Source organism: Arthrobacter sp. 1088 (assembly GCF_031455315.1).
GTDB lineage: Bacteria > Actinomycetota > Actinomycetes > Actinomycetales > Micrococcaceae > Arthrobacter.
The window spans coordinates 95821-107634 of the sequence record NZ_JAVDSM010000004.1 but is presented as its reverse complement, the minus strand read 5'-3'; the positions used below and the strand labels follow the sequence as shown (position 1 = coordinate 107634).

Annotated in this window: 11 protein-coding genes; 5 read left to right on the top strand and 6 right to left on the bottom strand. The window is 61.5% G+C overall.

The window, feature by feature from the left end; genetic code table 11:
- Nucleotides 1-34: 34 nt before the first annotated feature.
- The 3 genes from otnK to J2Y41_RS07330 all read right to left on the bottom strand — a co-directional run bounded on the left by otnK (nt 35) and on the right by J2Y41_RS07330 (nt 2933).
- Nucleotides 35-1225, bottom strand: a complete 1191-nt coding sequence (otnK, locus tag J2Y41_RS07340) for a 3-oxo-tetronate kinase (protein WP_309927584.1) — start codon at nt 1223-1225, stop codon at nt 35-37.
- 18 nt (nt 1226-1243) lie between these two features.
- Nucleotides 1244-1930 (bottom strand): aspartate/glutamate racemase family protein, encoded by a 687-nt coding sequence (locus tag J2Y41_RS07335; protein WP_309927583.1) that lies wholly within the window; start codon nt 1928-1930, stop codon nt 1244-1246.
- Nucleotides 1931-2030: 100 nt separating this feature from the next.
- The gene (locus tag J2Y41_RS07330; protein WP_224091866.1) at nt 2031-2933 is read right to left on the bottom strand and encodes a LysR substrate-binding domain-containing protein; all 903 of its coding nucleotides are present in this window, start codon (nt 2931-2933) and stop codon (nt 2031-2033) included.
- A gap of 167 nt (nt 2934-3100) precedes the next feature.
- Here J2Y41_RS07330 and solA point away from each other — a divergent pair, with 167 nt between their 5' ends.
- Nucleotides 3101-4285, top strand: coding sequence for an N-methyl-L-tryptophan oxidase (solA, locus tag J2Y41_RS07325; RefSeq protein WP_309927582.1), 1185 nt, complete (start codon nt 3101-3103; stop codon nt 4283-4285).
- A gap of 60 nt (nt 4286-4345) precedes the next feature.
- Nucleotides 4346-5020, top strand: coding sequence for a haloacid dehalogenase type II (locus J2Y41_RS07320; protein WP_309927581.1), 675 nt, complete (start codon nt 4346-4348; stop codon nt 5018-5020).
- A 73-nt stretch (nt 5021-5093) separates the two neighbouring features.
- Here J2Y41_RS07320 and J2Y41_RS07315 read toward each other — a convergent pair whose 3' ends face one another.
- Complete coding sequence (locus J2Y41_RS07315) at nt 5094-6542, bottom strand: sugar porter family MFS transporter (protein ID WP_309927580.1); 1449 nt, start codon at nt 6540-6542, stop codon at nt 5094-5096.
- Between the two features lie 133 nt (nt 6543-6675).
- On the opposite strand from J2Y41_RS07315, the gene J2Y41_RS07310 reads away from it, so the two are divergent.
- The 3 genes from J2Y41_RS07310 to J2Y41_RS07300 all read left to right on the top strand — a co-directional run bounded on the left by J2Y41_RS07310 (nt 6676) and on the right by J2Y41_RS07300 (nt 10027).
- Entirely contained in the window at nt 6676-7695 is a 1020-nt protein-coding gene (locus J2Y41_RS07310; RefSeq protein ID WP_309927579.1) for a LacI family DNA-binding transcriptional regulator, read from the top strand.
- 205 nt (nt 7696-7900) lie between these two features.
- Complete coding sequence (locus J2Y41_RS07305; RefSeq protein WP_309927578.1) at nt 7901-8800, top strand: helix-turn-helix transcriptional regulator; 900 nt, start codon at nt 7901-7903, stop codon at nt 8798-8800.
- Nucleotides 8801-8851: 51 nt separating this feature from the next.
- Nucleotides 8852-10027 (top strand): MFS transporter, encoded by a 1176-nt coding sequence (locus tag J2Y41_RS07300; protein WP_309927577.1) that lies wholly within the window; start codon nt 8852-8854, stop codon nt 10025-10027.
- An 84-nt stretch (nt 10028-10111) separates the two neighbouring features.
- On the opposite strand, the gene J2Y41_RS07295 is transcribed toward J2Y41_RS07300, so the two are convergent.
- Both J2Y41_RS07295 and J2Y41_RS07290 read right to left on the bottom strand, forming a co-directional pair.
- Nucleotides 10112-10489 (bottom strand): helix-turn-helix transcriptional regulator, encoded by a 378-nt coding sequence (locus J2Y41_RS07295; protein WP_224091849.1) that lies wholly within the window; start codon nt 10487-10489, stop codon nt 10112-10114.
- Nucleotides 10458-11735, bottom strand: coding sequence for an MFS transporter (locus J2Y41_RS07290; protein ID WP_309927576.1), 1278 nt, complete (start codon nt 11733-11735; stop codon nt 10458-10460). Before J2Y41_RS07290 ends, J2Y41_RS07295 begins: the two co-directional genes overlap by 32 nt.
- Between the last annotated feature and the right edge of the window lie 79 nt (nt 11736-11814).

The following is an 11814-nucleotide window of genomic DNA, read 5'->3' as shown; positions in this document are numbered from 1 at the left end:
AGCAGGATGGACAGCCCTGGTTCGGTCTCGGTTTTCAGCCATGGCACGCCGGGTGAGATTCCTTGCCGACGCGGGCTGTCGTGATGCCGAGCCTGCGGACCACGGCGCCGGAGGTTTCTCCGCCGGCGACGATGAGTTGCCGGCAGCCCATGCCGACGAGTCCTTCGGCGATCGCGGACAGGGCGTCTTCAGCTATTTCGGCGGCCCTGGCCTTGCCAAGATGCCTTTGGGCACTCAAGACTTCCGCTGGAGAAGTAGTGGAATGTATCAGGATGGGGCCGCTCGGCAGATTTTCCCGGGCGAACATCAGCGCTTCGGCCACTACGTCCCGTCCTTCGGCGATGGCGACAGGATCCACCTGGAAGCAGGGGTGCACCTGGCGGAACACTTGGATTTGGGCGTTCGTCATCTCCGAGCAACTGCCCGCGACCACTGCGGCCGGACCGGTCGGACGGCTGGCATTCCCCAAGTCCGGTGTGACACGGTGCCCACGTGCCGCCGCCAAGCCTCCCACCAGTCCCGATCCGCCAGTGACGAGCGGGTGATCCAGGAGTGCAGTCCCGAGCACGGCGAGGTGGTGGTCGCTGAGTGTGTCCACGACCACGTACCCGGAACCTTGACTGCCCAGGGTTTCGAGTTCCGCTCCAACCGCGGATGCTCCTGCCTCTATTGCGCCATGGCCGATGTGACCCACAGGGTTGCTGGTTTGGGCCTGGAGAAGTCGTGGCACGTTCGAATCGGTCATCGGAGTCAGCGGGTGGTGACGCATGGACGATTCCTCCAGGAGGTGCGTACCGGCGAACAACACGCCGTTATATACGGTCCGTCGTAATGCGGGAGTTCCTGGAGCAACCACGGTGACCAGGCCGGCCGGGACGAACTCTTCATGCAGGGCATCTGCCACTGGGCCGATGTTGCCTTCCGGAGTTGAGTCGAACGTGGAGCAGTACTTGAAATAGAGCTGCTGCACGCCGAGGGATTTCAGGGCACGCGCCGCGGCCAGAGACTGTTCTACGGCCTCGGCGGCCGGCACGCTGCGGGTCTTCAGTGAAATGACGATGCAGTCAACATCGTCCAGGTTCGTTGATGGGTCAGGCGTGCCGAAGGTCTGCACTACCCGCATTCCGGCGCTGGCAAGGGTGCCGGCCACGTCCGAGGCTCCTGTGAAGTCATCGGCGATAACGCCCAGCCAAGGGGCATTGGCCTTCGTTGGTATGTCAGACATGGTTCGGATCTTTCTCGGTTACCGGCGCTGTTGATGAGTCGTGGGAAGGAAAAGTGAGCTGAGCTGGCTCATTCCAGAATCCGGCGAAGCCAGCACAAGAGGTCCTCCCAGCTCTCCCTGGGTGTGGTCAACGACGCGGGCCATCGACGCTTGGGCGAGAACGATCACATCGCACTCCGCTGCCAGTTCCGAGAACGCGGCGAGCACCAAGCTGTCATGCAGCTGACGGTCACCTGCTCGCAGAGCCTGGAAAGCGCCGTCGACTATTCTGGCGGTGATGGCGGGCTTTTTGTTCCGCCTTTCGGCGGAGTCCCGGACAAGGCGGGTGGTTGGTCCGAGGGTTGCGGACAGGGTCGCGAGCACTCCGATCCTGGCACCCGATTCGACGGCGACCCCGGCCATGGGAGCGTCGATACGCAGGACGGGGATGGAGACAAAGTCCTTGGCGGCGATTGCGGCTTCGCCGATGGAGGAGCAACTCACCAGCAACGCCTGGGCACCTGATTCCTCGGCGTAGCGCGCATAGTTGACCAGCCGTCGTCGAACATGTCCTGGCGTTGTCATGGCAATGGTGTCCTGGAGCAGGGATTCGTCCACGTAGTGCAGGACGCGAAGGCCCGGGACTACCTCGGAGGCCAGGGTTTCCATGTCCTTCACCAAGCCGGGGACGGTGTGCAACATTGCAAGGACCGGGGGGTTAGTCATGCAAATGAGCGTATGGCACAAAAAGCCAATGATTATGGGCGCATCAGACAACCCATTCTTTCTGAAAACGAAAGAAGTGTTCCCCTTGTAGTGAGGAAAGCTAGGACCCCAACCTCGCGGCCAGCCCCTGGCGCAGATGGTCAATGGCCGCGGTGATCCGGCGGGGTGTTTTGGCCGTGGCAGGGTAAAGGGCAAAAATATCGGCGCTTGGGGTCGGGACGTCCGGGAGGACCTGCTGGAGTACTCCCTGACGGATCAGCGGGTTGACGTGCCAGGTAGAGCGCATAATCAAGCCGAGGCCCTGGATGCACCAGTCGGTCACTACGTCTCCGTCGTCGCTGATCATGCTGCCTCTGACATCGACGTAATCCTGCCCCTGTCCGCCAAAGCGCCACAGCGAATAGTCGGCGTTGTTTTCCCGCAGGACGATGCAGTTGTGGCGCTCCAGATCCCTGATGGTCCGCAGCGGAGGGGCACCTTTCATGTAGCCCGGCGCGGCGCACACAATCCTCCGGTTCGGCGCGAGGAGTTTTCCCTTGAGCCTGGAGTCCGACAATCCTCCAACGCGGACCGCGATGTCGAAATTCGTGCCGGCTATGTTCAAAGGCAGCGGCGAAAGCTCCAGGTCTATCTGGATCAGGGGGTGCTGCCGGACGAACTCCCCCAGCAGCGGCGCAATGTGCTTGCGTCCAATGCCCAGGCTCGAGTGCACACGGAGGCGCCCCTTGAGCTCACCATGCTGCACGGACAGCGCGTCTTCGAGATCTGTTTTCTGCTGCAGGATGGCCACGGCACCCGTCGCATAACGTTGTCCCTCTTCGGTGAGGGTCAGTCGGCGGGTGCTGCGCCGGACCAGCGCTACCCCAAGCCGTGACTCCAGCGCAGCAAGGCGTTTGCTGACGGCTGACACCGACTTTCCCCAGTTCCTGGCTGCTTCCGTGAGGCTCTGGGAACGGGAGATTTGTTCAAAAAACTCCAAATCATCGATCGATGTAAGGTCCATCTCCTGCTTCTTTCGTTTTTGGAAACAATGCATTGTCTCACAGCCCCTTAATCGGCTTCTTTTTGTGTCGTACGCTCGAGTGACTGGAAGCACAGCCGACGGTGGAGCTCTTCAACGGAACCCGAAACCGGAACAACGGCGCGCAATAAGGGAAAGCAAGGTAAAGCATGACTGCACTCGAAACGGACGTCGTCATCGTCGGTGTCGGCTCCGTAGGAAGCATGGCAAGTTGGCAGCTCGCCTCCCGCGGTCAGCGGGTCATCGGAATTGACAGGTTTTCAATCCCGGGCCCCTTCTCCGCCTATGCCGGGGAATCCCGTATCTTCCGCAAGGTTTACGCAGAAGGCGGGCACTATACCCCTCTCCTGCAGAGGTCACAGGACCTTTGGCGTGAACTGGAGAAAGCCACCGGTACCGAGCTACTCACCACCACCGGCGCTGTCACGATTTACGACGACAACAACCCGCGGCTGGCTTCCCTCCTTGCAGCGGGGAAAGACAACGGCCTTGACTACCAGCTTCTCCGGGGCGAAGAAGCAAGGGCAAAGTATCCCGAACACGTGATTAGGGACACTGACGTCACGATTCTTGATCCGGAGGGCGGTTACCTGAAGTCGGAGAAGGCCGTGACGGTGGCCCTGGCAGAGGCCGCCCGCCTTGGCGCCCGGTTCCTCGGAAACCGGAAAGCACAGAGCGTTGAGAAGCATGGTGACCGATACCTCGTCCGGACAGACCAGGAAGAAATCATTGCCTCCCGGGTGATCATCTCCCAAGGCAACGGTGCGGGAGCACTCTGCAAAGAACTCGGCGTCCACCTTTCCGTCCTGCCGCAGATCCTTACCTGGTTCCCCGCTGCGGACCCGGCAACATTCTGCAGGGAAGACATGCCGGTCTTCCTCAGGAGGGCCGAGGAAGACGGCAGGCCGGACAAAGCCCAGTTCTACGGATTCCCGAGTGCTGACGGCTGGACGGTGAAAGTCGTCGCGAGCATATTCCTGGATGAGGTTGAGTCCATGGAGAAGCCTCCTACCTGGGATCCCAGGCATTTGAACACCATCCGGGCGTGGGTCCGGGAGTTCATTCCCGGACTGGTTCCGGAACCCCTTCGGGTTGCCGTGTGCGCGGATGGTCACTTACCTGACGCGACCGGGCTGCTGGGGCTGGTTCCCGGAATTGAAGGCGTGGTGGCCGCCGCAGGCTTCTCCGGCCACGGCTTCAAGATGGCCTCCGCGCTGGGAGCCGTTGCCGCAGACCTCGTGCTGGACGGAACAACGGCCACCGACGTCAGTTTCATGAACCCCGCGAGGTTCCTCGGACCAGACGCACGGCTCTCCTCACTGGCTCTGGGTTGAGCCTAAGCATCCCCTCCTCTACCCCCAAAAAAATACAAGATCCTTAAGAACGGACGAATCATGGCAGACACGAACTTTCGGCCGAAGTACATCTCCTACGATGTCTACGGAACGCTGATCAATTTCAACATTTACCCCACCACCCAGCGCTTGCTCGCCGATCGCATCCCCGAAGAACAGTGGCTTGCCTTCAAGAAGGTATTCCGCGCGTACCGGTTCGACGAGGTCAATGGCGACTACAAGCCCTACGTCGAGATCCTTCAGAGTGCCTTTGACCGCGCGTGCAAGCGGTTTGGCATTGGACCGACCCCTGGTGCCGGCGCAGAGCTTGCTGAAGCGGTACGCAGCTCCGTCGCCCACGAGGATGTGCCGGCTGCGCTGAAGCTCCAAGGCGACAACTACAAGCTGGTGGCCCTGTCCAACGCCGACGACAGTTTCCTGGACATCAGCATTCCCAAGCTCGGTGCAGAGTGGCACGCTGTGTTTACCGCTGAGCAGGCCCGGGCCTACAAACCGCGTCTTCAAGCGTTCGAGTACATGCTCGATACCCTGGATGCCAAGCCGGAGGACTTCCTGCACGTGTCCTCGCACCCCCTGTATGACCACATCCCCATGTACAACCTGGGCTTCCGGGACCTTGTCATGCTGGACCGTGGTGCTGAACCCTTCGCCGACGGGTACAACATCGCCACTGTGAAGTCCCTGGACGAGCTCAACAGGCACCTCGGTCTATAGATATTCGCAGAAAACCGCCGGAGGGGAACGCCGCGTTGAGCGGCGCTCCCCTGCGGCGGTCTTGGAAAACCGGCTAGTTCTTGTGCACCAGGTAGATGGCGCCGGTGGTCACATCCTCTTCGAGGGCCTCCAGCGTACGTCCACGGGTTTCCGGAACCTGGGTGTAGATGAAGACCAGGGCGAGGATGCCCACAACACCAAACAGGAAGAACGTTCCCGTGATCCCCATCCCGGCAACGAGTGTGGGGAAGAACAGACCCAGCAGGGCGTTTGCGATCCAGAGGCAGAAGACGGACAGGCCGATGGCGAAGCCGCGGACGTGCAACGGGAAGATCTCGGACAGCATCACCCAGACCGCAATGTTCAGGAACGTCTGCATCGATCCCACGAACGCCACAACCAGGAAAAGGATCACGAACGGCCTGGCTGCATTGCCCACGGGGAGGACGATCGACGCGATGCCGATGAGGAAGTGGCAGACCGTGGTCAAGGTGAAACCGAGGAGCAGCGTGGTGCGGCGGTTAACGCGCTGCATCAGCGTCAGTGCAATGACACCCCCGACGACGGCGATCACACCGGGCGCGATGTTGGCGATGAGGGCGGCGTTGGAGTCGAATCCGGCATCAACGAGTACGGATTGGCCGTAGTACATGATCGAGTTGATGCCCGTCAGCTGTTGGGCCACCCCCAACCCGATGCCTACAAGAATGATGCGCAGGATCCACTTGTCCTTCAGTGCACCCCATGAGGTAGCCCTCGATGCCCTTTCTTCCTCCGCGAGGTGCTTTACGTCTGCCATTTCTGCCTCGGCGCGATCGTCCGAACGAATGGTCTTCAGCACCGCCAAGGCCTCCGGGTTTCTGCCCTTTGAGATCAGCCAGCGAGGAGATTCCGGCATCCGCAGCATGCCAAAGAACAGTGCGATGGCGGGAAGGGCGGCAACAGCGAGCATGATCCGCCAGACCCCGTCAACTTCGCCCCAGACATTGCCGATGATGGCGTTGACAACGAACGCAGCCAGCTGGCCGATGACGATCATGAGTTCGTTCCGCCCGGCCAGGGAACCACGGATTTCGTAGGGCGCCAGCTCGGCAAGGAAGACGGGCACCACAGTGGAAGCACCGCCTACGGCCAGGCCGAGGATGATGCGCCCAATGACCATTACCTCGAAGCTCGGCGCCGAGACACAGGCCAAGGTGCCAATGAGGAACAGCACGGCCAGGAGGATGATCGTCTTCCTGCGGCCCCAGCTATCGGAGAGGCGGCCACCTCCGACTGCTCCGGCAGCTGCGCCAAACAACAGCGAACTGGTGACGATCCCTTCCGTGAGCGGCGTCAGGGCGAGGTCGGCCGTCATTGGCCTCAGTGCGCCGTTGATGACACCCGTGTCGTAGCCGAACAGCAGGCCGCCGAACGTTGCCACCAAGGCAACAAGGCCCAGCCGCTTACGGTGTGGGCCATTGGTTAGCGGGGGAAGGGCGGCATTGCCGGTTCCTTTGCTCTGCGTTTGCGTAGCAGACATCAGGACTCCTTTGTCAGTGTGTTGCGGGCCATACTCGCCCGCGCTGAATCCAGACTAACGCGCGAAAGGCTTAAATGTAAGGTCAAACTAACAAATGACGAATTTACGCGCTTTGCCCGTGGGAGGATGAACTATGGCTCCTGACCCTCAGCACCGCCCCGCCACGCAAAGCGACGTCGCGCGCGAAGTGGGCGTGTCCCGCACCTTGGTGTCCTTCGCCTTTCGCGGCGCGCCAGGTGTCAGCCCCGAGACGAAGCAGGCCATCTTCGAGGCCGCGAAGCGTCTCGGGTACCGGCCCAACGCGGTAGCAGCCGATCTGGCACGCAAGCACCGTTCCGCCGTCGGGCTTTATCTGCTGGATATCCGCAACGAGATTTACGCTGATGTCCTCAGCGGCGTTCGCACAGCGCTCCCCCAAGACAACAACCGGCTCATCCTGAGCGTTTCGCGGTCCGTGGACGGCGTTGATTCGGGCGCGCTGGAATCGCTGATTGAGGCCCGGGTCGGAATTATCATCGCCGCGACGCTGCTGGACTCGGACGAACACGTGCAGGAGATGGCCCGGATCGTCCCGCTGGTGAGTGTGACCCGGCCGGTGCCCGGCGTGGACAGTGTCTACTCGGATGACCTTGCGGGGGCTCGGGCGGCAACTGAACATCTACTTGGCCTCGGGCATACGCGCATCGCCCATCTCTCTGGCCCGGTCTACGACGGCCACGTCGTCCGCCGCCAGAGTTACGAGCAGACAATGCACGACGCCGGACTCACGCCGCAGACGGTTGCCGCAGAGGACTTCACGCCGGACGCAGGAGAGCGGGCCGCCGCACAAATACTGAACCAGCACCACCGGCCCACGGCAATCTTCACCCACAACGACCAGCTGGCCCTCGGCGTCCGTGAAGCGGCCTACGCACGGGGACTCTCGATTCCCGAAGATTTGTCCCTTGTGGGCTACGACAATTCCAGGACAGCACACCTGCACGGCATCGACCTCACATCCGTGGATTTGCATGCCGTTGAATTGGGCCGGACCGCCGGCACAGTAGCCCTGGAGCGGCTCAATAATCCGGATGCCCCTATCGCCGACGAACGCCTCATGCCGCAGTTGGTGGTGCGCAACTCCACGGCGCGGGTCAATCACATTTCGGGTTAGTTGGCCATGTGCTGGGCGGGGGCCCTGCCAAGGCGCGTTTGCTGTCGTCCTGGACGTTGCCTGTAGGAGTGTGTTGGCCCGCTGGCTTTGATCGCGGCATGGGACTCCTTCAAGAAAAGCAGCCCTTTCCCAGGGAGGGAGTACCTGCTGTGCGGTGTACTGGCAGTTCCTGTTACGGGCATTTGGCCGCACGTAGCCTTGGACGATGGACAACAACAAAGAAGTCCGCGACTTCCTCATGACACGGCGGGCCCGCATCACACCAGCCCAAGCGGGCTTGGCCGCCTACAGTGGGACGCGCCGGGTAGCGGGGCTAAAACGCGAGGAAGTAGCCATGCTGACGGGCGTCAGCACCGAATACTATGCCCGCCTGGAACGCGGAAACCTCAGGGGCGTCTCCGATTCCGTCCTTGACTCCCTGGCCAGTGCCCTTCAACTGGACGAGGCTGAACGCTCGCATTTACTGGACCTGGCCAAGGCGGCGGCGCCGCCCCGGAATTCCGGCAACCGCACACCACGGACCGAGATCCGTCCCAGCATCGAACGGATACTCTCCGGAATGACCGGCACTCCGGCCTACGTCCGAAACGCCAGGATGGATATTGTCGCCGCCAACAGCCTCTGCTTCGCCCTCTATACCGGCATCCTTGCCCCGACGACCCTGCCGCTGAATCTTGCCCGGTTCATGTTCCTGGATTCCCGCTCCAAGGAGTTCTTCGTCGAATGGGAGACTGTCGCGGATGATTTTGCGGCCGCCCTCCGCGTGGAGTCCGGTCGTCGTCCCCGTGACCGCTACTTGAATGGCCTGATTGGCGATCTCGCAGCCGGGAGCACTGAATTTTCCACGCGCTGGGCCCGGCATAATGTGCGTTTCCACAGGTCAGCCCACAAGAGGATGAGGAACCCGTTGGTTGGTGAAGTCGAACTGACGGGTGACGCCCTGGAGCTGCCCGGCGATGGACTGACACTGATCGCCTACACGGCTGAGCCTGCCAGCCAAGCTGAAGAACAACTGGCCTTCCTCGCCAGCTGGAGCAGCACCGCCAATCCGGTGACTGCCGCAGACGGCCGCACACAAACAGCACCGCCGGCATCGGCCGGTTAAAACAAGATGCCGTGGAAAGTGCTGCCCGTTAAACACGTTCTTACTTCTTCAATGGCCTTGTTGTGGGGCTTGCAATTCGCTTTCCTCACTCCGGCACTCGCGTTGATCCTGGTGGATCTGTTCGACGCCACGCCTGCGGATGTTGGCTGGGTTCTTGCTGTCTACAACGCTGGAGGGTTCGTTGCCTCGCTGCTCATACCGGCTTACGCGGACCGGAAAAACGACTACATACGGCCCATGCTGTTTTGTGGTGTTCTTGCACTGGCCCTTCCGGCCCTACTGGCTCTCACCACCACCCTTCCCGTTGCCGTGACCGCCCTGATTGCGTTGGGTGGCCCCTCGGGCGTTGGCATGTCGCTTCTCTTTGCACACCTGAAACACTCGGGGGCAAGCCCTAACGATGTCGTCAACACCCGGGCAATAGTGTCCTTCGCGTGGGTAGGGGGACCCCCGCTTGCCGCGTACATCGTCGGTGTCTTCGGCAGCCGGGCGATTCTGCTGGCGCTGGCGGCAATTGCGCTCCTCAATCTCACGGCAACCGGTGCCGCGGCCCTTCACCGTAAAGCAGCCCGGGCGGCGAGCACGCTACTTCATGAGAGGGCGGGAGATGATGGGCCTATCCCGGCGAAGTTGGCCGTGATAGGCGTGGTGGTGGGCTTCATCGTGCTCCAAGCCACCGATAGTGCGGCTGTGACCATCATGGCCCTGTTCGTGAATGAGCGCATGGGGCAAGGACTCATCTGGGCCGGGGTCGCTTTGGGAGCCTCAGCAGCCCTGGAGATCCCCGCGCTACTCTTCGTCGGGCGTTTGAGCCGAAAGTATTCAGGGAAAGCCCTCATCGCTTCAGGGTGTTTGGCCGGCCTGGGGTACTACGCAGGAATGACCTTTGTGGCCGACCCCGCCACGCTCATCGCTCTTCAGGTTCTCCACGCGTGGTTCTTCGGGGTGGTGGCCGGCGTGGGCCTGACACTGTTCCAACAAATCATCCCCCGACCAGGACTGGCATCGGGCTTGTTTACCAACACCCGTCGCCTTGGCGCAATCGCATCCGGTCCGATTATCGCCGTCGGGTCCGTGTCATCCCTTGGTTACCAGGGCGTCTTTGCCGCCTGTGCGATTCTCACCCTGGCGGCCTTGGCAATCATCGAGATGACAGCACGGGGCCGAAAGCAACCACAGCTCCCCGCAGAAAGTCGGGCCCAGCTTGAGGAAGCGGAGTTACCTTAAGAGGCCTCAAAGACGAATCCGGCCCGGACACGTGTCCGGGCGGGATCTGTGTCGTGTCCAGCTGGCCCGCGACTCCTGTCGAGGTTAGTCGTGGGTGGGTTCGCCGGTTATCCGGTGATCGGCGTGATTGATGGTCTCTTGGATCAGGCGCAGCAGGTGGCCGTCGTGCAGGGAGTAGATCACGTGCCGCCCGTCTTTGCGGGTATCGACAAGTCCGCTGAGACGGAGCTTGGCCAGATGCTGGCTGACCACCGTCCGGGGAACAAGTGCTTCGTCGACGAGTTCTGTAACGGACTTCGGGCCTTGGGCGAGTTGCCAGAGCAGGTGCAGGCGGGTTGGTTCGGCCAGCATCCGCAAGGTACCGGCAGCGCTCTCGAGCAGTTCCGGGTGGGGGGTGACCAGGTGGAACAGCGAGGGCGCCTCCGAAGGGTCAGGGAACGGGCTGCTCGGCTGGCTGCTCAACGTAGCGCTCCTTCAGATCGGGTGCACCTGCTCCCCCGGCGTCATGCCGTGGCCAGGACAGGAAAGCTCCTGCACTGCCTAGTATCGCAAGAATTGTCAGCGCCCCCGCAGCCCAACCCAAACCGGCGGCAGCACCAAGCAAGCCAGCCAAGGGATAGCTGAGGATGTAGCAAGCATGCGAGAGCGAGAACTGGGCAGTGAATAGGTAGGGCCGGGTCTGCTCCGTGGATGCTTCGCGCAGCAGGCGCGAGGCCGGGGTGAGGATGGTCGAATTGCCTGCGCCCAGCAGGAACCACAATCCCAGCAACAGCCACCATCCCGCTTCAGGCTCCGCCGTAAGGGTGACGGTCGTGGCCCCAATCATCGCCGTCGGAATCAGCGTGGCACCCGTGAGCATGACCGTCCGGTCCCCGAACCGTTCCAGCATCCTGGGTGCCGAGATAGCAACAATCATTGAGCCCACTCCGAAGCAGGCGAGGGCAAATGCCAAATCTGCCTCAGGCCGGTGAAGGATTTCACGCACATAGACAACGGAGTTGACCAGTACTAGCGCTGTGGGTGCTGCCACCACTACGTTCAGGGCGAGCAGGGATCTGAGTCTCCGGTTCCGCCAAAATATCCTGGCACCCAAGGTGGTGCGGTGCCAGAGAGATCCCTGGGTGGTGGAGCCAACCGGAGAGGGGGGAATGGCAGTCATGGCCACCAGGCCAGCGGAAACCAGGAACCCGGCGACTGTGCCCAGGAACAGGTTGTTGTAGCCGGTGATACTCAACAGCATGGCCGCCGCTGCGGGGCTGACGAGGGCTTCCATGTCGTACGCCAGCCGCGACAAAGACAAGGCCCGCGTGTAGTCTCTTGCATCCTTGAGCACAGTGGGAATCAGGGATTGGAACGCCGGCGTGAATGTGGCGGATGCCGATTGCAACAGGAAAATCACGACGTAGATTTGCCAGGCTTCGGTAATGAACGGCAGGCACAGAGCCATGGCAGCCCTGGCCAGGTCCGCGCTGACCAGCACCGGCTTCTTCGGAAGGCGATCCACCAAGGCGTTGATCACTGGGGCGAGACCAACATAAGCCAGCATCTTTATGGTTAGCGCCGTTCCCATCACGGCACCCGCATTGCTGCCAGCCAGGTCAAACGCCAGCAGCCCAAGAGCCACAGTCAACAAGCCAGTTCCCACCAAAGCCACGATCTGCGCAGAAAACAGCCGCTGGTACGTTGGGTTCCGCAAAACCGACAACATCGAAATCCGACCTCATCTATAAGTACACATGTGCACCCATGCGCACTTGTTGCTTAAAGATTAGATTAGGTGGTGAGGC

Excerpts from the sequence above, each read along its gene's own strand:
- otnK (WP_309927584.1), bottom strand. The coding sequence starts at position 1,225 with ATGTCTGACATACCAACGAAGGCCAATGCCCCTTGGCTGGGCGTTATC.
- J2Y41_RS07305 (WP_309927578.1), top strand. The coding sequence starts at position 7,901 with ATGGACAACAACAAAGAAGTCCGCGACTTCCTCATGACACGGCGGGCC.
- J2Y41_RS07290 (WP_309927576.1), bottom strand. The coding sequence starts at position 11,735 with ATGTTGTCGGTTTTGCGGAACCCAACGTACCAGCGGCTGTTTTCTGCG.
- solA (WP_309927582.1), top strand. The coding sequence starts at position 3,101 with ATGACTGCACTCGAAACGGACGTCGTCATCGTCGGTGTCGGCTCCGTA.
- J2Y41_RS07330 (WP_224091866.1), bottom strand. The coding sequence starts at position 2,933 with ATGGACCTTACATCGATCGATGATTTGGAGTTTTTTGAACAAATCTCC.
- J2Y41_RS07335 (WP_309927583.1), bottom strand. The coding sequence starts at position 1,930 with ATGACTAACCCCCCGGTCCTTGCAATGTTGCACACCGTCCCCGGCTTG.
- J2Y41_RS07300 (WP_309927577.1), top strand. The coding sequence starts at position 8,852 with ATGGCCTTGTTGTGGGGCTTGCAATTCGCTTTCCTCACTCCGGCACTC.
- J2Y41_RS07310 (WP_309927579.1), top strand. The coding sequence starts at position 6,676 with ATGGCTCCTGACCCTCAGCACCGCCCCGCCACGCAAAGCGACGTCGCG.
- J2Y41_RS07320 (WP_309927581.1), top strand. The coding sequence starts at position 4,346 with ATGGCAGACACGAACTTTCGGCCGAAGTACATCTCCTACGATGTCTAC.
- J2Y41_RS07315 (WP_309927580.1), bottom strand. The coding sequence starts at position 6,542 with ATGTCTGCTACGCAAACGCAGAGCAAAGGAACCGGCAATGCCGCCCTT.